At 40.6% G+C, this 25,309-nt stretch carries 19 protein-coding genes; 7 read left to right on the plus strand and 12 right to left on the minus strand.

The window, feature by feature from the left end:
• Nucleotide 1: 1 nt before the first annotated feature.
• From J9318_RS13165 to J9318_RS13175, 3 genes are all read right to left on the minus strand, one after another.
• Nucleotides 2–1,099, minus strand: coding sequence for an efflux RND transporter periplasmic adaptor subunit (locus tag J9318_RS13165; protein WP_210560338.1), 1,098 nt, complete (start codon nucleotides 1,097–1,099; stop codon nucleotides 2–4).
• 139 nt (nucleotides 1,100–1,238) lie between these two features.
• Nucleotides 1,239–1,613: an iron-sulfur cluster insertion protein ErpA gene (gene erpA / locus J9318_RS13170; protein WP_210560339.1), complete on the minus strand. Its 375-nt coding sequence runs from the start codon at nucleotides 1,611–1,613 to the stop codon at nucleotides 1,239–1,241.
• A 69-nt stretch (nucleotides 1,614–1,682) separates the two neighbouring features.
• Nucleotides 1,683–2,297: a DUF6776 family protein gene (locus J9318_RS13175; protein ID WP_210560340.1), complete on the minus strand. Its 615-nt coding sequence runs from the start codon at nucleotides 2,295–2,297 to the stop codon at nucleotides 1,683–1,685.
• Between the two features lie 233 nt (nucleotides 2,298–2,530).
• Between J9318_RS13175 and J9318_RS13180 the strand changes: the two genes are divergently transcribed.
• The 4 genes from J9318_RS13180 (at nucleotide 2,531) to hemL (ending at nucleotide 7,126) form a co-directional block, all read left to right on the plus strand.
• The gene (locus J9318_RS13180) at nucleotides 2,531–4,222 is read left to right on the plus strand and encodes a chloride channel protein (protein ID WP_210560341.1); all 1,692 of its coding nucleotides are present in this window, start codon (nucleotides 2,531–2,533) and stop codon (nucleotides 4,220–4,222) included.
• Nucleotides 4,219–4,731, plus strand: coding sequence for a CopD family protein (locus J9318_RS13185; RefSeq protein ID WP_210560342.1), 513 nt, complete (start codon nucleotides 4,219–4,221; stop codon nucleotides 4,729–4,731). Before J9318_RS13180 ends, J9318_RS13185 begins: the two co-directional genes overlap by 4 nt.
• 76 nt (nucleotides 4,732–4,807) lie before the next feature.
• On the plus strand, nucleotides 4,808–5,812 hold the full coding sequence (locus J9318_RS13190; RefSeq protein ID WP_210560343.1) for an aspartate carbamoyltransferase: 1,005 nt from the start codon (nucleotides 4,808–4,810) through the stop codon (nucleotides 5,810–5,812).
• 24 nt (nucleotides 5,813–5,836) lie between these two features.
• On the plus strand, nucleotides 5,837–7,126 hold the full coding sequence (hemL, locus tag J9318_RS13195; RefSeq protein ID WP_210560344.1) for a glutamate-1-semialdehyde 2,1-aminomutase: 1,290 nt from the start codon (nucleotides 5,837–5,839) through the stop codon (nucleotides 7,124–7,126).
• A 49-nt stretch (nucleotides 7,127–7,175) separates the two neighbouring features.
• Here the strand turns inward: hemL and mrcB are convergent, their stop codons facing one another.
• The 8 genes from mrcB to J9318_RS13235 all read right to left on the minus strand — a co-directional run bounded on the left by mrcB (nucleotide 7,176) and on the right by J9318_RS13235 (nucleotide 19,386).
• Nucleotides 7,176–9,440, minus strand: a complete 2,265-nt coding sequence (mrcB, locus tag J9318_RS13200) for a penicillin-binding protein 1B (protein ID WP_210560345.1) — start codon at nucleotides 9,438–9,440, stop codon at nucleotides 7,176–7,178.
• A gap of 87 nt (nucleotides 9,441–9,527) precedes the next feature.
• A complete protein-coding gene (gene hrpB, locus J9318_RS13205) occupies nucleotides 9,528–12,041 on the minus strand; it encodes an ATP-dependent helicase HrpB (protein ID WP_210560346.1) in 2,514 nt (837 codons plus the stop codon).
• Between the two features lie 81 nt (nucleotides 12,042–12,122).
• Nucleotides 12,123–13,181 carry an MJ1255/VC2487 family glycosyltransferase gene (locus J9318_RS13210; protein WP_210560347.1) on the minus strand — a complete coding sequence of 353 codons (1,059 nt, stop codon included), beginning with the start codon at nucleotides 13,179–13,181 and terminating at the stop codon, nucleotides 12,123–12,125.
• Between the two features lie 13 nt (nucleotides 13,182–13,194).
• A complete protein-coding gene (locus J9318_RS13215; RefSeq protein ID WP_210560348.1) occupies nucleotides 13,195–13,728 on the minus strand; it encodes a phosphatase PAP2 family protein in 534 nt (177 codons plus the stop codon).
• A gap of 126 nt (nucleotides 13,729–13,854) precedes the next feature.
• Nucleotides 13,855–14,817, minus strand: coding sequence for a Ppx/GppA family phosphatase (locus J9318_RS13220; protein WP_210560349.1), 963 nt, complete (start codon nucleotides 14,815–14,817; stop codon nucleotides 13,855–13,857).
• Between the two features lie 44 nt (nucleotides 14,818–14,861).
• Nucleotides 14,862–15,695, minus strand: coding sequence for a UDP-2,3-diacylglucosamine diphosphatase (locus J9318_RS13225; protein WP_244731724.1), 834 nt, complete (start codon nucleotides 15,693–15,695; stop codon nucleotides 14,862–14,864).
• 8 nt (nucleotides 15,696–15,703) lie between these two features.
• Entirely contained in the window at nucleotides 15,704–17,416 is a 1,713-nt protein-coding gene (gene olsF, locus J9318_RS13230; protein WP_210560350.1) for a bifunctional ornithine lipid synthase OlsF, read from the minus strand.
• Nucleotides 17,417–17,790: 374 nt separating this feature from the next.
• Nucleotides 17,791–19,386 carry an isocitrate lyase gene (locus tag J9318_RS13235; protein ID WP_210560351.1) on the minus strand — a complete coding sequence of 532 codons (1,596 nt, stop codon included), beginning with the start codon at nucleotides 19,384–19,386 and terminating at the stop codon, nucleotides 17,791–17,793.
• A gap of 138 nt (nucleotides 19,387–19,524) precedes the next feature.
• On the opposite strand from J9318_RS13235, the gene J9318_RS13240 reads away from it, so the two are divergent.
• Complete coding sequence (locus J9318_RS13240) at nucleotides 19,525–20,457, plus strand: LysR family transcriptional regulator (protein ID WP_210560352.1); 933 nt, start codon at nucleotides 19,525–19,527, stop codon at nucleotides 20,455–20,457.
• Nucleotides 20,458–20,565: 108 nt separating this feature from the next.
• Entirely contained in the window at nucleotides 20,566–22,797 is a 2,232-nt protein-coding gene (locus tag J9318_RS13245) for a malate synthase G (protein WP_210560353.1), read from the plus strand.
• Between the two features lie 82 nt (nucleotides 22,798–22,879).
• On the opposite strand, the gene pepB is transcribed toward J9318_RS13245, so the two are convergent.
• Nucleotides 22,880–24,166, minus strand: a complete 1,287-nt coding sequence (pepB, locus tag J9318_RS13250; RefSeq protein ID WP_210560354.1) for an aminopeptidase PepB — start codon at nucleotides 24,164–24,166, stop codon at nucleotides 22,880–22,882.
• Nucleotides 24,167–24,365: 199 nt separating this feature from the next.
• Between pepB and J9318_RS13255 the strand changes: the two genes are divergently transcribed.
• A complete protein-coding gene (locus J9318_RS13255; protein WP_210560355.1) occupies nucleotides 24,366–25,307 on the plus strand; it encodes a DUF808 domain-containing protein in 942 nt (313 codons plus the stop codon).
• Nucleotides 25,308–25,309 lie beyond the last annotated feature (2 nt).

The raw sequence follows: 25,309 nt of genomic DNA on the forward strand, positions 1-25,309 counted from the left end.
TTTAGTTTCCTGCTTGCGTTATTGTTACTGCTACTTGGTCACCGGGACGAACAAAACCTTGTCCTCGCGTGATAACTTGAGTTTCACCAGAAAAACCAGCTAACCACACTCCGTCTTGTTCGGTTTTAATCATATCGATTGGAGTAAACACAACCCGCTCATTGACGACGGTTTTTACGCCCAAGTTTCCGTCTTTATCAAGCGATAACAAAGCTGGTGAAACCTTGATCGCTTGTTCTTGCGAAAACATGACGTCGATTTCAGTACTAATGCCGGCTTTCATTTTTTGGTCTGGGTTGTCAATTTCAATTTCAATCTCGAAGGTATTTGTACCTACTTCCGACATGCTGGATATGTAGCGCAGTGACCCTGGAACACGCTTGCCATTAACCAAAAGGACCTCAACTTGGGCGTTTTCATCAATTAGGTCTACATAGTTCTCTGTCACATGCGCTGTAACCACCAAAGGAGACAAATCCACTAATTCAAATAGTGCCTGTCCCTTGCTAACAACACTACCTATCTCAACACTTTGATTATTAATTACACCAGAAAATGGGGCGACTATTGTACTTTTTTCTAATTGGGATTCTCGTAGCTTCACAAGTGCTTTAGCTTCCGTAAGACCGGCTTTCGCTTGTGCTAATAACGACTCACCTTGTAAGCCTTTTGCTTGCAGTGAAATTGCGCCTTTATATTCAATTTCACGTTGCTCAACTAACGATTTCGCAAAATTGAGCTGTTCCAGTTTATCGTCTAGTGACAGTTTCAGAATGGCTTGACCCGCTTTAACTAGCTGACCTTCTTCTACTAAAATTTCAACAACACGACCATCAACTTCAGAGTCCAGCACTAAAACACGATCCGGTTCAGTGCGGCCATACAGCTCAATGCTCCTTTGCACTGGCTCTGTATTAAACACGGTGACTTCTACTGTGGGTAACTTTTCAGTTTCATTGCGGTCATCATTTGATAAGACTTTTTTGTCGTTGCTGATCATGCCAGAAGCCATCCACACAATAAGCAATACTGTAATAGCGATAGCTAAAATATAAGGTTTTCTCTCAAGTAGACCTGGCTTGGAGTTTGAAGTGCTCATGAATTTCCCAAATATAGCAAAACGTTATATTAGAATAGTAATTCAATGGTAGTGTGAAACCTACCCAAGCGCACAAAAAAAGGCCGATTTAATCGACCTTTTCTGTAACTATTTCTTTCAGTTGGTGAGAACGTTATCTTTAAACGCTAAAACTCGCACCACATCCACATGTTGTCGTTGCATTTGGGTTGTTGACAAAAAAACGAGAGCCTTCCAGTCCTTCCGTATAATCTACAATGCCACCAACGAGATATTGCAAACTCATTGGATCAATGACCATAGACACGCCTTGCTTTTCTATTTCCATATCACCGGCATTCACATCTTCGTCAAACGTAAAGCCATATTGGAACCCAGAACAACCACCACCAGTAACATAAACACGCAGTTTTAAAGCTGGATTTTCTTCTTCATCAACTAACTGCTTCACTTTGATCGCAGCGGCATCAGAAAATTGAATCGGTAATTCTGGCGTCTCTGTTGATTCTGCAGACGGTGTCACAATGTCAGTCATAAAAAATACCTCATAAAAACGGGGCGCGATTATCTAATACCTGACAAATTTAATCAAGTATTCTAGCGCCTATAAATCAGGCCAATCCCTCTTTTCCGTAAAGGCTTTATACGGTTGCCAACGCGTTTTGGGTTGCACCACTTTTATCTCAATGTTGGCTGGCACAAAACCTTCTGGAAGTTGGAATTTACCTTCAAAGTATTGAAAATAATGAAAACTAAATTTTAAATCTGATGAAGACAAGTTTGCAAGTTTAGCTAAATCTAACGTTGTTCGCTGCCCATTTTCATAACCCACAATATTAAGACTTATGTTGCCTTTGGCATTTCTTTTTTTACTATCAGTTTGTACTACCGCAAAATGAAGCGTGAATCTATTTTGGCCTTTGTCTTGCTCAATATTAAACTGCTCAATCGCTAAGCCATCTGCAACTAACTCTGGGGCCAATACTTTTTGATAGAAGCTGAGCTCTTTACGTAACTGAAATAACTCTTCACGCAACATCACCAATTCTTCTTGTGTTTGCTTTCCCGCTTTTTTTTCAACTTGCAGTTCAACGGTTAAATAGTTGTTTTTTCGTACATGTTGATCTATTTCTTGATAGAGGTTGTCTAGTCGAGCTTGCTGCTTAACTAGCTGTTGCTGCTGCCACTTGTTAACGCTGCCACCTACCTGGTAACTCATATATGATGTTATTGATATTATAAATATCAATAACATCAGAAATCTAAAGCGACCTAACCTTTCCTTTAGACCTTCAAAACTTAGCCAATAATTCATAGTTGATAATTTTTATTACATGTCATAGGTTTATGGTACACTTTGCGACCTTAGTTTGACTAGGTGTGTTTAACGAGAATAGTCACTTTTATATGGTTTGTTACCGTGGATGGTAACCATAGTATTTCGGAACATAGATGCTATCTAACAGTCTATATGCCCTGCGCAAACGATTAGCGATTCCTCAAACAAGTATACAACTTAGTATTCTAGGCTTGTTGGGCGGCATCGCAGCGGCATTACTCATCGTGGTGTTTCGCTTGGCCATTGAGTTCATTCAACAAACCTTCTCTACCGGAGGCGGCTTTGACGACCTACTAGACTATATTTTACCTACCTTACCTATTTTTGCTGCCATATTAATTGCTATTTTTGCCGACTTTACAGGGTATAAACACTATCGCTTAGGCATTCCTTTTGTTTTACACCGTATTAAAGCACATTATGGGAACATGCCATTTTGGAACACTGCTAACCAATTTGTCGGTGGTATTCTAGCGTTATCAAGTGGCTTTTCAGTCGGTCGAGAAGGCCCGTCTGTTCATATTGGCGCTACTGGTGCGAGTTACTTTGGCCGATGGCTACGACTACCTCATAACGCCGTTCGTACACTCACCGCTTGTGGAATCGCAGCGGGTATTTCAGCATCGTTTAACACCCCCCTTGCCGCGGTCATCTTTGTTATGGAAGTGGTGCTTCGAGAATACAAAATTCATATCTTTATCCCTGTCATGCTAGCGTCATCGGCAGGATCTATTATTACCCAATTTGTGTTTGGCCAGCATATCGAGTTTGCGCAACTGACTGTGTTTACCTTACCTGGCAGTCACTACCCTTGGTTAATACTATTAGGCATAACGTTAGGAATCAGTGCTTATATCTTTAATACTAACTTAATGCGCATCATTCGTACTTTCCGGTACGTAAATATGTTTCCGCGGCTGTTATTGGCTGGTGTACTTACAGCTATTGTCGGTTATTTTGTGCCAGAAGCCTTAGGTGACGGAACTAGCGCAATTAACCAGGCAATGATTTCACCAACCAACTTAGAATTATTGATTATCTTATTAGTATCTAAATTGTTTTTAACATTAGTTGCGATTGGACTCGGTGTTCCCGGCGGTATTATCGGTCCTGTTTTTGGGTTAGGCGTGTTAATAGGTCTTATTGTTGCTAACTTAGTGTTGCTCATCGATCCAAGTACCCACTTTATGGGCACGTACGCAGTATTAGGCATGTCTGGGTTAATGGCGGCGAGTTTACATGCTCCGCTTGCAGCATTAGTGGCGGTCGTAGAGCTCACTAACAATCCGGCGGCGATTACACCTGCAATTATCGTTATTGCAAGTGCCTATATCACAAGCTCGCAAGGGTTAAAAAATCGTTCTATTTTCCTTCAGCAGTTGGACTTCCAAGGTTTGATGTATCAAACGCCACCTGCGACTACGGTGTTGGAAAAAATTGGTGTGCTTGCGGAAATGGACACTAATTTAAAATTAATTAATTACGTTACCGAGCAAGATGTCCGTTTTCACTTGAACGACAAACAGCCCGAGCAATGGTTAATTGTTGCAATGAAACACGACTTAGGCGTGGACTATTCTTTAGCTGAATTTGATACAAGTTACTCTCGAAATAACGACAAAGTTAAATATACGCCACTACTAACAATCGATACCCGCTCAACGATGGCCCATGTTTGGGAACTTATTAAAGATCAGCGCGATGGAGCGACTCTGATAACCAGCACCAGTGGTGAAAAAATTGTTGGTATAGTCACTTGGGAGCAACTTCGCACAATATTAATGAACAGGAACGCATTATTATGACCTTACTTTGGTTTAAGGCTTTTCACGTTTTTTTTATGATCGCTTGGTTCGCTGGTATTTTTTATTTACCAAGGTTGTTTGTATATCACGCCGAAAACAACGGTATAGAAAATGACATTACTGATAAGAAATCCGGTAGTGAAAGCGGCATTAGCCCTAGTAATAATTTGAACATCAACACGGCCAAGCAGCATACGTCTGACACATTAAAAGTAATGGAACGTAGGTTGCTTTATTTTGTTACGCCATTTGCAATTTTCACGTTGATATTTGGCTTGTTGCTCATCCATAGTTATGGCCTAGCTTGGTTTAAAGTGAGTCACTGGCTACATGCAAAACTGTTACTCGTTGCTATTTTATATGTGTATCACGGATATTGTTTTAAATTGTTGCGTGACTTTAAGTACAATAAAAATACAAAGTCCGCACTTTTCTATCGTGTGTTTAATGAGATACCAGTATTAATTTTACTTGCGATAATTATCTTGGCTGTGGTTAAGCCTTTCTAATTGTCGAAGTCTGGGTTGGTCTGCTAAAATTGCCTTCCAACAATGTTCCACTCTTTATGAATAGGCTATCAAGCTGATGAACTTTACTGGGCAACACATTCTTTCTGTAAATCAATTTAATCGTGATGATCTACAAAATATCTTTGATATTGCGAGTCGCATGGAGCCTTACGCAAAACGTGAATTAAGGACAAAGGTGCTGGACGGTGCAATTTTAGGAAACTTGTTTTTTGAGCCTTCAACACGTACTCGAGTGAGTTTTGGTTGTGCCTTTAACTTGTTAGGTGGTGAAGTTCGAGAAACCACAGGCATGCAAAGTTCAGCATTAGCTAAAGGTGAATCACTTTACGATACCGCACGGGTTATTAGTAGTTACAGTGATGTCATTGCGATGCGTCATCCACAAGCTGGCTCGGTTGCTGAGTTTGCTGAAGGAAGCCGAGTTCCTGTCATTAATGGTGGCGATGGTGCAAACGAGCATCCTACTCAGGCTCTGTTAGATTTGTTTACTATTCAAAAAGAGTTGGCCGCATTTGACCAAACTATCGATGGCATGCATATCGCAATGGTTGGTGATCTTAAAAACGGCAGAACCGTACACTCATTGTCAAAGCTATTGGCCATGTATAAAAACATGCATATTAGTTTAGTCTCACCAGATGCTTTATCAATGCCAACGTATGTTATTGATAGTCTTGAGGACGCCGGTCATAAAGTGACAATTAGCGATAAGATGGAACACAATATAGATGCAGATATTGTTTACCAAACGCGTATTCAAGAAGAAAGGTTTGAGAGCCAAGACGAAGCTAATAAATACCGTGGTCAGTTCCGCCTAAACAATGAAATATATACAAAATATTGTAAGTCAAACACAGTTATCATGCATCCATTACCACGAGATTCGCGTGCTGATGCCAATGAGCTTGATAACGATTTAAACCAAAATCCAAACTTGGCGATATTTCGCCAAGCTGATAACGGTGTTCTTATTCGAATGGCGTTATTTGCGTTAACACTGGGTGTTGCCGATAAAGTCGACAAATACCAGTGTGATGTACCTTGGGTAAGCTCTAAATAAATTAATATAGGTAACTAACGTTTTATGACTAAATCAGCAGATCTTTTTGCACAAGCTAAACAACATATCCCTGGCGGCGTTAATTCTCCGGTTCGTGCATTTAATGGCGTAGGTGGAACACCGATCTTTTTTGAAAAAGCAGACGGTGCAATTGCTTATGATGTCGACGGTAAAGCTTATATTGATTATGTCGGTTCTTGGGGCCCTATGATTCTTGGCCACAACCATCCCGCTATAAAAGACGCAGTAATCGCTGCAGTTCAAAACGGCCTAAGCTTTGGTGCGCCCACTGAAATAGAAGTAACCATGGCGGAAAAAATTACTGAATTCCTTCCGTCAATCGAACGTGTACGTATGGTTAATTCAGGTACTGAAGCCACGATGAGTGCAATTCGTTTGGCTCGTGGTTATACAGGTAAAAATAAGTTACTCAAGTTTGAAGGTTGTTATCACGGCCATGCTGACTCGTTGTTAGTAAAAGCAGGTTCGGGTCTTTTAACGATGGGAGTTCCTAGCTCACCAGGTATTCCTGCCGATGTTGCTGCTCACACAATTACAGCAGAGTTTAACAACTTAGACTCAGTTCGAGAGTTATGTAAACAATATAGCGATGATATTGCTTGTATTATTGTTGAACCTGTCGCGGGCAACATGAATTGTATTCCTCCGGTACCAGGCTTTCTTGAAGGCCTTAGAGAAATTTGTGATGAGTACAATGCCGTACTTATTTTTGATGAAGTGATGACAGGTTTTCGTGTGCACAAAGGCAGCGCTCAAGGTTTATATAATGTAGAGCCTGATCTTACAACATTAGGCAAGGTCATCGGTGGTGGCATGCCTGTTGGCGCATTTGGTGGTAAAAAAGAAGTCATGGCGCACCTAGCGCCAGAAGGTCCTGTGTATCAAGCGGGTACATTATCTGGTAACCCAGTGGCGATGGCTGCGGGTTTAGCTGCATTAGCGGAATTGGAAAAAGATGGTTTTCATGAACAATTAACTGCGCAAACCGCCTATTTACTTGAAGGTGTTGAGGCAGAAGCTAAAAAACATGGCATTCCAGTCGCCACTGCACAAGCTGGTGGCATGTTTGGCATCTTCTTTACAGATGCGCCAAAGGTCACAACGTTTGCACAAGTTTGTGAGTGTGATGGTGAGCGATTTAAGAAGTTCTTCCATTTATGTCTCGACCGTGGTGTTTATCTGGCACCATCTGCATTTGAAGCCGGTTTTGTTTCTATTAAACATGACCGCCCGATGTTAGACAAAACAATCTCCGTTATAGGCGAGGCATTCGCTGAGTTGGCCAAGGACTAACGTCTACAAAGTCGATACATAATAAAAAAGCCACTTAATGTGGCTTTTTTTATAACCAATCAAACAATGATGGGCAGTCCTTTATTTTGGTGATTTTGTCTACTCTAATAGGCAGTTGAATATGCTCTCCGCATTCACCCGACAATATCGAGCCTGTTGATTTTTCTACGTAACGTAACTCAACATTATTAGGCTTTGGCTTATTAACCGATTCTGGAATGCGAGCTTGCTGTAATTGGCTAAATACAAATAGGGCGCCTTGGCTACCTGTTAGATTAATTGGCGAATTATCGTCTTTACCTACCCAAACACTGGTCACTTTATTTTGATCAAATCCGACAAACCAACTGTCTCTTAAATCATCAGTGGTTCCCGTCTTTCCACCAAATTGAATGCCTTTATGCTCATTCGCTAAACGCTTTGCCGTACCCACTTTTGTAACCTGTGTTAGTGCATACGCCAGTTCATAACTGGTGGCGTAATCAAATATAATTTGGCTATCTAAGTTACTCGTTAATAACTTAATGCCATTATTATCAGTCACATGCGTAATTGCCTGAACGGGAAATTTTTGTCCGAAGTTTGCAATTGGCTGGAACACTTCAGCGACCTGCAATGGCGACATTGGCAGTGCGCCTAATAACAACGATGGGTATTTATTGATTTGTTGATCAACACCCATTTTGCGCAGTGTGCTAATCACAGACGTTAACCCAACATCCATGCCTAAGTGAACTGTTGGCAAGTTTAGTGACTGACTTAACGCATCAAACAATAGCACCTCGCCCCTTAATTTTTTATCATAATTGGTTGGCTCCCAACGTTTGCCTTGATTACTCTGCATCGATATTTTTTCGTCCGGCAACAGGGTCCCTAAATGATAGTCTGGTTCATCAAGAGCAGTAAGGTAAACGGCGGGTTTTACTAACGAACCTATGTTTCGTTGGGAATCAAGCGCCCTATTAAATCCACCAGCTGTATTATTCTTATCTCCGACCAAAGCGCTAATAGTGCCATTTTCTAAACTAATAGAAACAATCGCACCGTTTAGATCTTTTTGTTTATATCCAGACTCCAACTGCTTAATGCTTTGTGCAAATAGTCTTTCGTATCTTGTTTGTAAAAGAGGGTCTAAACCAGTAAATACCATCAATCCGCTATTCAAAGGTGCGACAACATCTAATGTTTTTAGCTCTCGTTCAACTTGTTGTAAGTAGGATGGGAAGCGCGTGCGATATTTGCTTTTGTTCACCGTTAAGGCAAGTGGTTGGTTTACATACCATTGATAATCATCCTTTGAAATAACATTATCGGATACCATCAACTGAAGTACTAAGTCGCGTCGTTCTTGCGCGCGTTGCTTGTGACGAATTGGGTTGTAATAAGAGGGGCCTTTTACAATGGCGACTAGTAACGCAAATTTTTCAGGTGTTAAATCGGCTAGCCTTTGATTAAAGTAAAATTTACTAGCTAAGGCAAAACCGTGTACACCTCGACTGCCATTTTGACCAAGATAAATCTCATTAAAGTAAGCCTCTAATATTGCGTCTTTGCTATATCGATAATCAAGAATCAAGGCAATAATAGCTTCTTTAAACTTTCTAAAGTAAGACTTACGATTGTCGTTAAGTAGGAGGTTTTTTGCTAATTGTTGTGTAATGGTGCTGCCGCCTTGAACCTTTCTGCCGGCAGAGATATTGGCAAATAAGGCTCTAACAATCGCTAATGGTGCAACGCCATGGTGATGATAGAAGTTTTTATCCTCTACTACCAACAACGCATCAATCATCCATTCGGGAATGGTTGAAAGATCTAAAATCTCTCGGTCTTCATTACTATCAGTGGCTTGTCTCGAGATTAACAATGGCTCTAAATAAGTGATCGACTGCGGTAGCCATTGCCCATCCTTAAAACTCTCAACCGCGGCTACTCTATTTTGTTGAAAACCAATCCGTATTTTTTGCGGTGCAATCAAACCATCAAAACCAATATAACTTCGACGATAAATCTCGATAAAAGACTGTTTAATCGTAAATTGGCCTGGAGAGTCGGGTTGAGGAGCTGACTTATAGTTTAATAATTTGAGTTCGTCGATAACTTCTTGTTTAGGCAAGAATTTGTGACTGTAAATTGATAAAGGTCTGGCAAATACCTGAACAGGTGTATCCCACTTTTGGCCTGCCATGCGCTTTTGCACCCACGCATCCATATACAAGGTATAAAATGCCAAACAGACACAAATGAAGATCACTACCTTTAGAACTCGGTAACTGCCTGATTTTAATACTTGATTCGGATCTACATCTTGACTCATATAATTGCTTAATCTTTCTTTAATTTATTGAACTACTAGCATTAAACTATCAATTTTAACCTTACCTTTTCGCTCTAATTAAAGAAACTACTTAGCAGACATTTTTTTCTTCAATGAATGACCCGGCGTTTCGGTTTGAGGCGAATCCGGCCAGCGGTGTTTTGGATAGCGACCTTTCATTTCTTTTTTCACCTCGACATAGGCGTTGCTCCAAAAATGCGCTAAGTCTTGCGTTAGCTGAATCGCGCGACGAGCTGGCGAAAGCAATTCTATTAACAATGGTACTTTACCGTTGCAAATGGCTGGCGACGTCGGCTCACCGAACATCTCTTGAAGTCGAACCGATATTTTCGGTGGCGTAACCGTGTAGTCTATTTTGGCTTTAGTCCCTGCCGGCGTTTCGTAATGGCTTGGGCAGTACTCCTTTAGTACTTGTTGTTGACTCCAATCAAGCGTGCTATTGAGCATAGCTATTACATCTAATTTTTGTAAATGAGCTAAACTTCGAACGTTGTTCAAATAAGGCGTTAACCATGCTGATTTTGTATGCTTTAGTGTCAATTCGTTAATCGCAGGCCAAGTGTCAGGCAGACATTGTTGCATCAACGTCATCTTGACTAACCACTCGTTGATTTTTGCCTGTTCATTGCCAAAACTAGCCAAGCCATGTTGATCAAAATAATCTAACCACACTTGTTGCCACTGTTCTGCGTCAAGATTTACTTTTATTGGCGTTTGCTCAATAACCAGCTCACCTATTTTTACTTCATCAACGGCTGCTGGCGCTCGCTTTTGTTCAGACCAATATACTCGCTGTTTGCGTTCAACTAGACTTGCTAAATACTGCTCTATTTGCGATTTCGATAACTCTGCATAGTGGCGAACATAATGGCCATATTGGCTAGCGCTAAAATCAATCACAACAATAAATTCACTATTACTTGGTATATTTGAATGATGAAACTCGACGGCTCCACCATTGCTCATTTTCCATCGTTTACTTGTCTTTTTTGCAATGCGATCTGGAAAAGCATGCGCCAACAAAATCCCAAAAAGGTCGCTGTCGATGAGATTATTTTTCTGCCAATCACTTTCAGTCTGTAACGACAATGTACTTATGAACTTTCGAAACTGATGCTGGATTTTTTTTGGCATTTTTTGTGGTAGATTTTGAGGCTGCAACGGCAACTCGCTAATGTTGGAAGGGACGCTTATTTGAGCTTCATTTAAACCTACTTCTAACCATGCTGCTAAATAACATGCATTAATTGCAAACACGTTATCAAGACTTACTGCATAACTAAGTAACCGAGTTAATCTAAGATCAGTGCCGAATTGCTGATATTGCTCACACAAACCGGTACTCTGTAACCTGTTATTGCGCTTTTCTAAGTATTGTAGGCCTAATAACTTTTTTTCAGCGGCGCCTATCGAACTATAATCGGGTTTAGTTGCCCAAAATAACTCGTCAAATTCAGCGCCCCAAATAGTGACCTCTAATAACAATTGAGATAAATCACTTCTCTCTATTTCCGCAGTATCAAACTGGACTTTTCTTCGCCAATGCTCTTCACTACCTAATCGATAACACACTCCAGCCCTTAATCTACCGGCGCGGCCTGCTCGCTGTGTTGCTGACGCCTTTGATATGGATTGGTTAACAAGAGTATCTGCATTTACTCTTGGTTGGTAAATGTTTACTTTCTCTTGACCACTATCTACTACTACATCAATACCTTCTATGGTTAAACTTGTTTGGGCAATATTTGTTGCTAATACTATCTTTCGCCGCCCAGCAATTGCGGGCGCTATTGCTTTAACCTGATCGCTCATCGACAAGCCGCCATATAGCGGAAAAATATCGGTATCCTTTGGTATAGTTCCGTTGAGCTTAGCGTTTACCCGGTTAATATCTGCAATACCTGGTAAAAATACAAGTATCGAGCTCTGCTCATCCATTAAGGCCTGTTTTATAGCGGAAACAACATTATCAATTGTTGGTATTAACTCACTAGGCACATATCTATATTCGATGGGAAACTGACGCCCCTGTGCACTAATGACGCTGGCTTCTAGTTGTTTTGCTAGTTGTTGAGTATCTATTGTTGCGGACATGATGAGTAATGCTAAGGCCTCATTCAGCTGTTGGCTATCGATACTCAAGGCAAGTGCTAAATCAGAAGACAAAGAACGTTCGTGAAATTCATCAAAAATAATCAGACCAATATCGGTCAGCTCAGGGTCCTGTTGTAGCATTTTTACCAACACGCCATCGGTAATCACAGTTAATACTGTTTTTTCACTTGTGACATTTTCACCTCGCATTGCCAGACCAATGCGTTGTCCCACTGTTTCATTAAGTTGCGTTGCTAAAAAGTGGGCAATTTGCCGTGCTGCGACTCGACGCGGTTCCAGTATAAGAATTTGATTTTTATGGGAATAGACGCCTTGCGTATTTTGACCTTGTTGCAGTAACAATAATGGCAACCGTGTTGACTTTCCGGCACCAGGCTCTGCTTGCAACACCACTCTAGAATGGTGCTGTAAAAGCATATCTAATTCAGAAAATATATTATCTACCGGTAAAGCATGAAGACTCATTTAAAAACTCACCACAGCAAGAAGTGAGAGCATTATATGACAAGAGTCGAGTCTTAATAAGAGCGAATCGTCACTTCTCTTTTATTTAGACCAAACGCTCCTGGAAAACTGAGGTAAAGATATTGATTTCCACAATTGTTGGCAAAGAATTTCAGGTTTTGTATGGTCGCCACTGATAAGCCAATCCACCACAGGCATAGGATCGCTTGGGTAGTTAATTGCTTCATTAGCCGGTAATTCTAGCCAGCGCTCTAACTCCGACTCGTCTAAGCCCTTAATCACTGTTGCTAATCCCAAACTTCTAAGAGTTTCTGCATTAGACTCCTGCTCAAACTGGCCTTGTAATGGCTTTAATAGTAGTTTTTTTCCCGAACACAAGGCTTCACTGCTCAGCTCAAACCCCGCATTGGCGATGACACCTTTCGATCTTTCTAAATCGGATAAAAACCCTTGGCGACAGGCCACTCTATAAGTGATGTTGTTTATCGTTTGAGCTGCACTTATGCTTGGGTGATACAACACAAACTCCTGATCTAGTTGGGTTTCCAACAATTCAACGACCTCACAAAGCTCTTCAAATGGCATGTATACCAAAACATTGTCGGACTCAGACTTATTTACGGGCTCACGCTCAATAAAGGGTGGCATAATAGATTGCCCATAGTGAAACCAATGTACACCAAGTGCGATATCGCTCGGCGCAAAGTTTTTTAATATTTGTCGATTTAACCAGCTTAATCCTAATGATGGCACCTGATCTTTAGTAAACACCGCTTGGTGACTAATATTAATTACTTTTTTACCTGCACGAGTTGCCGCCCATGCAGAGATCGGCTCAAAATCATTGAGTACTAAGTCGTAATCATCCACGTTTAAAGCAACAATATCTTTGTATAATTGAAAAAGAGAAGCCTGCTTAACCGTTTTCAAATAACTAATAGAGCCATGTTCTGAGACAAAACTTAGTCCCTTATAAGTGCGATAATTACCAAACACTTCCATATCAAAATATTGCTCCTCTGGTCTTCCAGAAAAAACGTAATCTACCGTTATTCCTTTTTTGGCCAGCGCTTTTGCCATCACCCTTGCACGAGTAATATGTCCATTTCCTGTACCTTGTACGCCATATAAAATCTTCATGGTTCTATTCCTTCTACAAAAGCAGAAATGCATTTATCGCTACCTCGGCGCAAGCAATGCCTAACAAAGCGCCAATAACGGTATCACTTGGGAAATGCACGCCTAATAACACCCGTGATAACGCAATACCGGTGGCCCACGTATAGGCAAGCATGATTAATTCGGGATAGTAAAACGACACAATAGTTGCAAAAAGAAATGCGGCTCCACTGTGACCGGACGGCATACTAAATTTGTCTGATGGCGCAATATGCGATTGATAAGATGCTAGTTTGTCAAAAGGACGATGACGTTTAACTATATTTTTAAGTATTAAATAAACCGGCAATTCGATAGCAAACGCCAACAAAGCGGTTTTAAAAAAGCGAGTGTCATATTCTTGGAGCAGCACCGTTGCTATAGAAATAACAAGGTATAAATAGCCATCGCCTGACTTAGAAAGCCATTTACTTAATTTTATAATTGATGATTTGGAGTTTCGATTTAATTGATAAAAAAGCTGAGTATCTAACTGTTGTAGCTTATTGTCTTTTATTAATCCGGACATAATTACCTCACCTAATCGTGATATGCATTTTCTGCATATTTTGAGATTAGATGAGCTATGTTGCGTACATGTTACCTTTCGAAGACAAGTTAGTTAAATTTGCACACTATGCATCAAACTGCATAGCTATTGAGTCATTGTATCCAGAATATTAAACATTACGCCTTCTCGAAGTGCCGCGGAAACCACATTAAGTTCTTTAACCCCTAACACTTGAAAGGCTGCGATCATGATTGATAAACCGGCAGCAAAAACATGTTTTCTGCATTCATTCACTTCACCAATTGTTAGCCTATCGCTATCTTTGGTATGGATACATAACGCTTTTAAAATATATAAGTCGTCTAACGTCAAAGATTGCTTAAATAAGCTCAGTCCACTTTGTTGTGCAATCACACTAACCAGACTTTCTACAGAACCTGACGTGCCTAAACATTTATTCCAGCCCATCGCTTTAAAAGCAGATTGAACTTGCTTTAAATTATTTGACGCTGCTGATATTGCACTCTCAAATGCGAAGTCTGTCATCTGCCCATCTGCAAAGAACCGATTGGTATAGCTAACACAACCCATATCTAAGCTGGTCGCAATCTCGGGCTCTTTATGTTGGCCAATAACAAACTCTGTGCTGCCGCCTCCAATATCAATAATTAGTGTTGGCTTATCTAGCAAGTGTGTTTGTGCTACGCCGTTAAAAATCAGCTTAGCCTCATCTTCACCAGACAGTATTTCAATTGGGTAGCTACAGATGCTTTTCGCTCGCTGAATAAAGACATCAACGTTGGTGGCATTTCTTAGCGTATAGGTACCGACGATCTTAACGGAGTCGGGTTTGTAGGTTTGAATACGCTGTTCAATTTTTTCTAATGCTTCCAATCCACGTTCTATCGCCGCTTCTGAAAGCACCATGTGCTCTGACAGGCCGTCAGCAAGACGCACCTTTTGTTTTAATTTATATAAGATCTTCACTGAGTTGTTACTCATTTCGCCCACGACAAAGTGAAAGCTATTTGAGCCTATATCCAGTACTGCGATTTTGGTGGTATCACTAAATGCTAAATCGCCAGATCCCGGTTGGGAATTTGTCATCTACAATGTTGTCCAATAAAAGTATTTTTACCGTTTTATGACAGTTAAGATACCCATTTCCGGTCAACTTGTCGATTTTTGTTGTTCTGTTGCGGTTTGCTCCAATTTACTTGACCTAAAACTTCAATGTTATCAATGGCATCATTCCATTGAAGCAACTTCAGATCTCCTTGTTCTGTTTCAACTAAAAGGGTGCAGTTCTCAACCCAATCGCCATCATTACAATACATAATGCCGTTTTCTAAGCATATTTGTGGATGATGTATATGACCACAAACTACACCATCAACTTGCTGTTTTATCGCCTCATTTAAAGCGGCTAATTTATATCTTTCAATTGCCTCATTCGCTTTTTTCACTCTTGATTTTAAATACGATGCTAACGACCAGTATGGCAAGCCGATGGCTTTTCTAGCTTTATGTAATTGTCGATTTAAAAATAGCAATAAATCATAAAGCACATCGCCGAGTTTAGCGTGAAAACGACCAAAACAAACTTGTTGGTCAAACTTATCGCCATGTAATAAAAGCAATTTTTTACCTGTCACGGTTTCATGAATATACTCTTTATGAATTTGCATGCCGGAAAAATTAAACGACTGATAAGTTCTTATCACATCATCGTGATTACCTGGAATATAGATCACCTCAACACCTCGCTGCGATAATGTCAGTAACCTATTAAAGACCTTATTATGTGCTTCGGGCCAATACATCCGGCGATTTAACGCCCAGAAATCAACAATATCGCCGACTAGAAAAATTCTTTTGGCGGTACAACTATCCAACAATGACAATAAAAAGTCCGCTTTACAGTCTTTGCAACCTAAATGAATATCCGATAACCACATGCTTTCATAATGATGTTGAGAAGTCATAATCTGCCTTAGAACTTTAAATAACGACTGCGTTTCGCAGGTTTCATTTGGTTGATATCGATAAACACAAACCCATCAATACAATCAGCAAAGTCTGGGTCTATGTTAAAGCCTAAAAATTGGGTTCCGTTGTCATCACAAAGTTCGGTATATTGTTTAAACAAGGTTGGAATCGTTTGTTGCTTGGATTTCATGAATGCTTTTAACGCCACAAAGTCAGTCACGACATCAAGGCCTTCATATTGAAGTCCGACGCTTTCACTCAAAATATATGGATTTTTTGGTTGCACCCAATGTAATGGCCCACCAAAGTGCATTTTATAAAATCGTATTAAACTTGCTTTGCAGTCACTGGGTAATTCATTACTAATTGTCACAGGACCCATGAGGTATTGAATATCGCGGTTATTTTTTAAATAAGCGCCAACACCTTGCCACAAATAATCTAGACTGCGTTTTCCCCAATACTTAGGCTGAATAAAGCTTCTACCTAGTTCTAGTGTTTTCAAACGCACTGACTCGGGCATTCCTTCTAAGTTAAACAGGGTTTGGCTATACAGACCAATATCACTATGGTGGGCAAATACTTTCTTCAAGGATACCATTCGGTATGCACCAACAATTTCCAGTTGATTGTCATCCCATAAGATCACATGGTCATAGAACCAGTCGTAACTGTCAAAATCGCGAATTTTACCGGTTCCTTCACCCACGGTACGAAAGGTAAACTCTCGTAATCGCCCCAGCTCTCTCATTACCGACGACGAGTCGGTGTGTTTAGGCTGAAAACAGTAAATTTGTTTGCCGTCCGTCGTTTCACCCAGTCGCTGACTTTGTTTCAACTCTTCCCGAACGGCACTGGGCATTTCTGGATGCGCAATGCTTTCTAACCGAGAACTAAACTCTGGCACTGAACGACGTTTATTAAGCGCATAAACGTGTTTTTTGAATAGTTTAATTAGTCGCTTATTATCGATAGGAATATTATTGTAAGTACTTGGTTTTATAACCGCACCAATTCGAAGCCTTAGCTCTTGATCGTGTTGTTTAAACATTTCGTGAACTAACCAGATGGTGCTAAGAGGTTTAGCCAACATAGACAAACCATAAAAAAACGCTGAATTTTTGCCGTCAACATGGATAGGTAAGATATCGGAGTTTGTTTTCTTCGCAAATCTTAAAAAGCCGCTACGCCAGTTGCCATCTTTTATGCCTGTTGCCGATAACCTTGAAACTTCTCCCGCCGGAAAAATAAGTAATGCGCCACCATCAGTTAGGTGCTGCTCAATTGCCGCCATGTTTTCTTTTGCATTACGGCCACCCATATTATTAACAGGAAGCAACATAGGTCTGAGTGGCTCAATTGCCCAAAGTAACTCATTAGCGACCACTTTTACGTCTTTACGAACTTTGCTCAATAACTTAAGCAATACCAATCCATCTAAACTGCCTATCGGGTGATTGGCAATCGCCACCACTTTGCCCGATGTAGGTATGTTTCGGATCTCTCGCTCATTGGCGCTGTAGTCAAATTCAAAAAATTCTAGAGCTTGCTCTACGAAGTCGAGGCCTTTTAAATGTGGATAAGATGCTTCGAATCTTTGAAATTCGCGTTCATGAAAAATAAATCGCAAAAAGCGTAAAAACGAGTTTTTCAAAAATGGATTGCTACGTTCAATTGCTGGGAATTGCTCTGCTACCACACTTTCAACTGAAATCATGGAACTTACCTATTTAAGTTTGTGCGAACAGGAATAAACTTAAGTGAGTTTGATGACAGAAAGTTGAACAAACAATTTCAATTTGATGACAATTGAGCCCAACAATTTCAATTTCAATCTCAATTTCAATCTCAATTTCAACTAAACAATTTCAACTAAACAATTTCAATCTCAACTTCAATTTCAATCTCAACTTCATCTATATAAGTATCAACAGTTTTACCAAAAACAAATAAACGAAAATAAAAAAACGCCCGTTATTGCTAACAGGCGTCTTGTACCCAAAGAAAGGATAACTTTGGAAAGTTTGAACTTACAGCTCAGTAAGGTCATTGCTGGTTATTAACCAACAATTAACCATTAATAATCAGCAATTAACCAAACTGGTTCATTGTATTGTCTTTACCGCCAGCTTTAAGCGCTGCTTCACCAGCAAAGTATTCTTTGTGATCATCGCCTATATCAGAACCAGCCATGTTTTGGTGTTTAACACACGCAATACCTTGGCGAATTTCTTTACGTTGAACACCTGCTACATAACCTAACATACCCGCATCACCAAAGTACTCTTTCGCTAAGTTGTCTGTAGACAATGCCGCTGTATGGTAAGTTGGAAGCGTAATTAAGTGGTGGAAGATGCCCGCTTGTTGCGCCGAGTCCGCTTGGAACGTACGGATACGTGCATCAGCTTCAAGTGCTAATTCTGTTGCATCATACTCTTCGCTCATAAGCTGTGCGCGGTCATAAGACGCTAGGTCTTTACCTTCTTCTAACCATGCATCAAATACTTGCTGGCGGAAGTTAAGAGTCCAGTTAAAGCTTGGGCTGTTGTTGTAAACAAGTTTTGCATTTGGAACTACTTCACGAATACGGTCAACCATGGCACCAATTTGTCCAATGTGTGGTTTTTCCGTTTCAATCCATAGTAAGTCAGCACCGTTTTGCAGTGACGTAATACAGTCTAGAACACAACGATCTTCACCTGTACCAGCGCGGAACTGGAATAAGTTTGAAGGTAAACGCTTAGGACGCAATAGTTTGCCTTCGCGATTTAGTACTAAGTCACCGTTGTTTAAATCTTGTGGAGCTACTTCTTCACAATCTAAGAAGCTGTTGTATTGATCACCTAAATCACCAGGCTCACGAGTAACCGCGATTTGTTTTGTAAGGCCTGCACCTAATGAATCCGTACGAGCAACGATAACACCGTCATCAATACCTAATTCTAAGAAGGCATAACGTACAGCTCGAATTTTCGCTAGGAAGTCTTCGTGAGGAACCGTAACTTTACCATCTTGGTGACCACATTGCTTTTCATCAGACACTTGGTTTTCAATTTGAATAGCACAAGCACCAGCTTCAATCATTTGTTTAGCCATTAAGTACGTTGCTTCTGCATTACCAAAACCAGCATCAATATCAGCAATAATTGGCACAACGTGTGTTTGGTGGTTGTCGATTTCGTTTTGTACTTTTTTCGCTAATACTTCATCGCCCGCTTCACGTGCATCGTCTAGTTGACGGAATAAACCGCCTAACTCACGTGCATCAGCTTGACGTAGGAAGGTGTAAAGCTCAGCAATTAATGATGCAACAGACGTTTTTTCATGCATTGATTGGTCAGGTAAAGGACCAAACTCAGAACGAAGTGCGGCGACCATCCAGCCTGATAAGTATAGGTATTTTTTCTCAGTGGTTTGGAAGTGCTTTTTAATGGAAATCATTTTTTGTTGGCCAATAAAACCATGCCAGCAACCTAAAGACTGAGTGTACTGTGAAGAGTCACGGTCGTAGTCAGCCATGTCTTTACGCATGATCTCAGCGGTATACTGAGCAATGTCTAAGCCCGTTTTGAATTTGTTTTGCGCTCGCATTCTTGCTGCATACTCTGGCTCAATTGCAGCCCAGCTTTCACCGTGGCGCGCTTTAATTGCATTCAATAGTTCTATTTCGTTAGTATATGCAGACATATGCACTTCCTCTATTCACATCATTTATTATTAGTTGGAGAGACTAATTTGTATCCCCATGAATTTTTCTGCTGACAACTCTATGCCATTCGACTAGGATTCATGAAATAAATAATTTCCATACATGGAATTCACGAAATGAATATTAGTAAGATCGACCTCAATCTTTTGGTATACCTTGATGTATTATTACGAGAAAAGAATGTAACTCGAGCTGCAGACAAGCTGTCAATTACACAACCAGCTATGAGTAATGGCTTAAAAAGACTTCGGGAATTATTCTCAGACCCAATATTAATAAGAACCTCAGAGGGGATGGTGCCAACTGCAAGAGCACTTGAGTTACAACCCACAATACGTAATATTCTTTCAAAACTGGAAGAAACCCTTCAAAAAGAAAAGAATTTCGATCCGTTAGAATCCAACAGAACCTTCAGAATTATGGCAAGTGACTATGCAGAAACGACTTTGTTGGCACGGGTTATAGGTAGACTACGCAGCCGCGCACCCGGTGTAACACTTGATATTGTTACTCCTTCAGACGTGAGCTTCCACGATGTTGAGCTAGGTAAAGTTGACATGGCCATTAACCGGTTTGATGACCTACCTTTATCATTTCATCAAAAAGTGATTTGGTACGATACCTTTTCGTGCATGGTCAGCGCGAAACACCCTTGCCTTCCCAATTTAGACTTAGATACATATTTAAAGCATAAACACGTATGGGTGAGTAAAACCGGCTTTGGCGTTGGTGTTGGCATTGACCCTACAGAGGTTCAAAAGCTAGGTTGGGTAGATAACGAATTATCTAAATTTGGTAAAAAACGAGATATCAGTGTGTTCACTCGTCATTATCATATGGCGATGTGGCTAGCTAAAGAACAAGGTCTCATTGCTACATTACCCACTAAGGCTGCCGAACTCTACGCTGACAACCCAGATACAGTTGTAGTTGAACCTCCATTTGACATACCACCTATCGCACTAAAAATGGCTTGGTCGCCGCTACTTCACCATGATACTGGTCATATTTGGTTGCGCAGATTAATCGTTGATGTCGGTGCAGAGTAGTACTATTCATAATAGTTATGATGAAAATATAAATACAAAGGTATTTTTATATAATGGTTCGGATCTAGAATTACCGCGCTAACTTTTTTAAACAAATGCGAGTCAGTTATGCCAAACACATTGCGTAAAGAATTGAACAATAAAGACGTACAGATTAATCAGCTTACAATAGATGCTGGTTTTTACGATTTTGTAAACTCATCTGTATTACCACAAATCCAGTTACCGCAAGAAGTATTTTGGCGTAAAGTCGAAAGTATTTTTGAAACATATATTCCTGTTAATAAAGCCTTGTTGCAAAAACGTAGCGAATTGCAGCGCCAAATAGATGAATATCACGTCGAAGGTCGCTCCACAGACTTAAAAGAATACAAAGCATTCTTAAAAGAAATAAACTACCTTGTTGAACCACCAGCACCATTTAATATTGAGTCTACAAACGTAGATGATGAAATTGCTACCATGGCCGGTCCTCAGTTGGTTGTTCCGGTTATGAACGCCCGATATGCACTTAATGCAGTAAACGCTCGCTGGGGCAGTTTATACGATGCTCTTTATGGCACTGATGTAATCAGTGAAGAAAACGGAGCCGAAAAAGGCAACACCTATAATCCGGTTCGTGGCAATTTAGTTATCGCTTACGCACGTCAGTTTCTAAATCAAAACTCGCCAATTGATGGCAGTTGGACTGACGTTAAGTCGTTTAAAGTAGAAGGTGAGCAATTGGTCATCGTTCTATCTAACGGCAATACCACTTCTTTATTGGATAGCCAACAGTTCATTGGTTTTCAAGGTAAATCCGATAGCCCTACAGGCCTAATCTTTAAACACAACAATCTTCATTTTATTGTTCAAATAGATGCAAACCACCCTGTTGGTAAAACCGATGACGCCTTTATTAAAGATGTATTAATGGAGTCGGCATTAACAACAATTATGGACTGTGAAGACTCAGTTGCAGCCGTAGATGCCGAAGATAAAATTGCCGTATATAAAAACTGGCTTGGTTTAATGCAAGGCGATCTTTCTGAACAAATCAATAAAAACGGCAAAGTGTTTGAGCGCAAAATGAATGCGGATGTCGACTTTATAAGCAAAGATGGTTTTGCACAGACATTACCAGGACGAGCACTTATGTTTGTTCGTAATGTTGGCCACCTAATGACAAATCCAGTGATGCAGTTTGCTGGTGAAGATGTTCCTGAAGGCATTTTGGACGGCATTATTACCGCAGCCATTGGCAAAATTGATGTTAACAAACAACCAACTGCCGATATTAAAAATAGCCAACAAGGTTCTATTTACATTGTAAAACCTAAAATGCACGGTCCAGAAGAAGTTGCCTTTACTCAAAGTTTATTTGATGCCATTGAAGATGCGTTAGGTTTAACCAGATATACCCTAAAAATGGGCATCATGGATGAAGAGCGACGCACTTCTGTTAATTTAAGAGCCTGTATCAAAGAAGCAAAAGAACGGGTTGTATTTATCAATACTGGCTTTTTAGACCGAACAGGCGATGAAATTCATACCAGCATGTTAGCGGGCCCATTTAAACCAAAAGCAATTTTAAAAACCATGCCGTGGATTAGTGCGTACGAAGAGTCAAATGTGGCCAGTGGCTTAACTAGTGGTTTCTTAGGCAAAGCACAAATAGGTAAAGGTATGTGGCCAATTCCGGACAATATGGCCGATATGATGGAAGCCAAAATTGGCCATCCAAAGGCCGGCGCCAATACCGCCTGGGTTCCTTCACCAACAGCGGCGACTTTACACGCACTTCATTACCATCAAGTATCGGTACCTTCGATACAAGACAACTTAATTGCACAAGGCAGTGAAAGTGAATTGTTAGCCGACGAAGCGAAACGTTTAGATAGTATTTTAACCATTCCGTTGTTAAGTAAAGATGAGCCGTTAACTCCTGGAAAAGTAAACCATGAACTGGATAACAATGCCCAAGGCATTTTAGGGTATGTGGTTCGCTGGGTTGATGCTGGTATTGGTTGTTCAAAAGTGCCTGACATTAACAATGTAGGTTTGATGGAAGACAGAGCAACGTGTCGAATTTCGTCTCAACATATGGCGAACTGGTTAACACATGGCTTGTGTAGTGAACAACGTATCGTTGTTGTTATGAAAAAAATGGCTGCTGTGGTTGATCAGCAAAACCAAGATGTTGAAGGTTATGAACCAATGGGGCCAGATTTTGACAACTCCATTGCTTTTAATGCCGCACTTGATTTGGTGATTAAAGGGAAAAACCAGCCAAGTGGTTATACAGAACCACTATTACACGCTGCACGACTTGCTAAAAAGGCGTCTTTAAGAACAAACTAATTGTTCGTTAACACAGCCCCCAATGGGAAGGCCGGTATCTTTGTTATAATTAACGATACCGGCCTTTTTATTTTACTTACTATTATTCAGATATTAATTTTGCAATCGTTCTTACACCCATTGCCGTAGCACCAGCTGCGTATTTACCCGTTGAATTGTTGTTAAACGCGCCAGCTAAATCCATGTGAAGCCAATTGCTGCCTTCTTCATTCACAAATCTAGACAGAAAACCTGCTGCATTTGAAGCGCCTCCCATGCCACCACCTTTTTGCGGACGACTATTGGCAGTATCAGCATAAGCCGATGGGCAATTGTTGCGGTGAAACTTAGCAAGCGGTAATCGCCAAGCGCCTTCAAATTCCTCAGCAGCAGCGGCTAAACCACGGTTTGCCATCGAGTCATCAAGCGCAAACATGGCATTGTAATCTCCACCAACAGCCATCATTGCGGCACCTGTTAACGTTGCAGCATCAATAATATTTTTCGCGCCCAACTCATTGGCATGTAATAAACCGTCGGCTAAAACCAAACGACCTTCTGCATCGGTATTTACCACTTCGACTGTTAAACCGTTTTTGTAAGTAATAACGTCACCTAAACGGTAAGCATTGCCCGCAATCATATTCTCGGCACAACATAAAATTAAACGGACACGCTTATTGAGTCCACGTAATATTGCCAAACCTAGGGCACCCGTTACAGTAGCTGCACCGCCCATATCGCATTTCATCGTTAACATGCCTTCCGATGACTTAATAGAATAACCACCGCTATCAAACGTAATACCTTTACCAACGAGCGCGTATTCTATTGGCGCAGACTCATCGCCTGTTGGGTTATAATCTAAACTTAGTAATACTGGCGGATGAATGCTGGCTCGGCCTACCGAATGAATGCCCATCCAACCAGCTTCTTGTAAATCATCACCGATGACCAAAGAGTGACTAACCGCATCACCAGCCAATTCTTTGATGAACTTTACCGCTTGATTTGCTAACTCTAGCGGGTACATCTCCGCTGGTGGCATATTAGTCATTTCTCGAGTCCAGTCGAACGTCTTTTTACGCGCGTCTAGCTCTTTTACATCTTGTGCTAACCATGCCACTGACTGACCACCTTTTGCAGTCACTAAACCTTGGTACAGCGACCACTGTTGCTCGATGTCCCAGTCTCCTTCGATTGCGAGCTGGTTTACTCCCATACCTTGAATTTTTCGCGCTGTACTTTGAATAACACTTAAAGAATCTTGCAGAGATAGGTCGCCGATGTGAATTGTAAAGCCCTCTGGCGCTACACTTAATTGATTATCTTCGCCCCAAGCTTGAGGAGCGGGAGTCGTAGAAAGTTTTATACTGAGTAATTTTGTCATAACGCCTATCTCTTTGTTTAAAGTCTATATCCATCATAGAGAACTAAATCTCTTTCGTCAGTTCAATATGGGACTTAATTTTGAACAAACAAGTAAAATCCTATCGTTCATCAATCATTTAATTCTTATCTAGCAAGTAAAGCGATAATCTTTAATAATGGCTATACACGGATAAAAATAATAAATTTTGGAGTATGCTATGCCTTCTGCTAGTTTTTTTGCGTTATTTGATGATATTGCACTATTGCTTGATGACGTGGCTGCCATGTCAAAGGTTGCTGCTAAAAAAACGGCAGGTGTATTGGGCGATGATCTCGCTGTAAATGCAGAACAGGTAAGCGGCGTAAAAGCCAATAGAGAACTTCCCGTTGTTTGGGCCGTCGCCAAAGGAAGTATGCTTAACAAAACCATATTAGTGCCCGCAGCATTACTCATTAGTGCGTTTTTGCCTTGGTTAATTATTCCGTTATTGGTTTTAGGTGGTTTATTTTTATGTTTTGAGGGCGCTGAAAAAATTATTGAGATTTTTCAGACTAAAACTGAAGACAAGCAAAAGCACCACGACGAGTTACTAGAAAAAGTAAAACAAAGCCCGGAAGAACTGTTAAATTTTGAGAAAAACAAAATAAAAGGCGCAATCCGCACCGACTTTGTATTATCCGCAGAAATTATCATCATTGCACTAGGCAGCTTTGCAGGCGCAACGATGACCAACCAAATTGTTGCTTTATCCTTTATTGCCTTTGTTATGACCGTAGGTGTGTATGGTCTTGTAGCAGTAATTGTGCGTTTAGATGATGTGGGACTGCATTGGCAACAATTGAAAGGCGACGCATTAGCAATAAAAGCCTTGCAGCTTTTAGGTTCGGGCTTACTTTCCTTTGCTCCAAAGTTAATGAAAAGTTTGAGTGTCATTGGACTAATCGCGATGTTTTTAGTCGGTGGAGGTATGTTGACGCATAACATTGGCGCTGTGCACCACGTCTCTGAGTTGGTGTTGAACTACCTTGGAACTGATTTAGCATTGCCTTCTTTAATAACTTCTATTGCTAGCGTATTACTTGATGGTCTCTATGGCGTTGTGGCTGGTTTAATTGTTGCCGGCTTGATACATATATTACCTTTTGGTCATAAGTCTTAAAC

The sequence above is a fragment of the Psychrosphaera aestuarii genome, from assembly GCF_017948405.1.
Lineage (GTDB): Bacteria > Pseudomonadota > Gammaproteobacteria > Enterobacterales > Alteromonadaceae > Psychrosphaera > Psychrosphaera aestuarii.

Bases quoted from the DNA above. Each gene is read 5' to 3' on its own strand.
- J9318_RS13165 (WP_210560338.1), bottom strand. From the start codon at position 1,099: ATGAGCACTTCAAACTCCAAGCCAGGTCTACTTGAGAGAAAACCTTAT.
- erpA (WP_210560339.1), bottom strand. From the start codon at position 1,613: ATGACTGACATTGTGACACCGTCTGCAGAATCAACAGAGACGCCAGAA.
- J9318_RS13175 (WP_210560340.1), bottom strand. From the start codon at position 2,297: ATGAGTTACCAGGTAGGTGGCAGCGTTAACAAGTGGCAGCAGCAACAG.
- J9318_RS13180 (WP_210560341.1), top strand. From the start codon at position 2,531: ATGCTATCTAACAGTCTATATGCCCTGCGCAAACGATTAGCGATTCCT.
- J9318_RS13185 (WP_210560342.1), top strand. From the start codon at position 4,219: ATGACCTTACTTTGGTTTAAGGCTTTTCACGTTTTTTTTATGATCGCT.
- J9318_RS13190 (WP_210560343.1), top strand. From the start codon at position 4,808: ATGAACTTTACTGGGCAACACATTCTTTCTGTAAATCAATTTAATCGT.
- hemL (WP_210560344.1), top strand. From the start codon at position 5,837: ATGACTAAATCAGCAGATCTTTTTGCACAAGCTAAACAACATATCCCT.
- mrcB (WP_210560345.1), bottom strand. From the start codon at position 9,440: ATGAGTCAAGATGTAGATCCGAATCAAGTATTAAAATCAGGCAGTTAC.
- hrpB (WP_210560346.1), bottom strand. From the start codon at position 12,041: ATGAGTCTTCATGCTTTACCGGTAGATAATATATTTTCTGAATTAGAT.
- J9318_RS13210 (WP_210560347.1), bottom strand. From the start codon at position 13,181: ATGAAGATTTTATATGGCGTACAAGGTACAGGAAATGGACATATTACT.
- J9318_RS13215 (WP_210560348.1), bottom strand. From the start codon at position 13,728: ATGTCCGGATTAATAAAAGACAATAAGCTACAACAGTTAGATACTCAG.
- J9318_RS13220 (WP_210560349.1), bottom strand. From the start codon at position 14,817: ATGACAAATTCCCAACCGGGATCTGGCGATTTAGCATTTAGTGATACC.
- J9318_RS13225 (WP_244731724.1), bottom strand. From the start codon at position 15,695: ATGACTTCTCAACATCATTATGAAAGCATGTGGTTATCGGATATTCAT.
- olsF (WP_210560350.1), bottom strand. From the start codon at position 17,416: ATGATTTCAGTTGAAAGTGTGGTAGCAGAGCAATTCCCAGCAATTGAA.
- J9318_RS13235 (WP_210560351.1), bottom strand. From the start codon at position 19,386: ATGTCTGCATATACTAACGAAATAGAACTATTGAATGCAATTAAAGCG.
- J9318_RS13240 (WP_210560352.1), top strand. From the start codon at position 19,525: ATGAATATTAGTAAGATCGACCTCAATCTTTTGGTATACCTTGATGTA.
- J9318_RS13245 (WP_210560353.1), top strand. From the start codon at position 20,566: ATGCCAAACACATTGCGTAAAGAATTGAACAATAAAGACGTACAGATT.
- pepB (WP_210560354.1), bottom strand. From the start codon at position 24,166: ATGACAAAATTACTCAGTATAAAACTTTCTACGACTCCCGCTCCTCAA.
- J9318_RS13255 (WP_210560355.1), top strand. From the start codon at position 24,366: ATGCCTTCTGCTAGTTTTTTTGCGTTATTTGATGATATTGCACTATTG.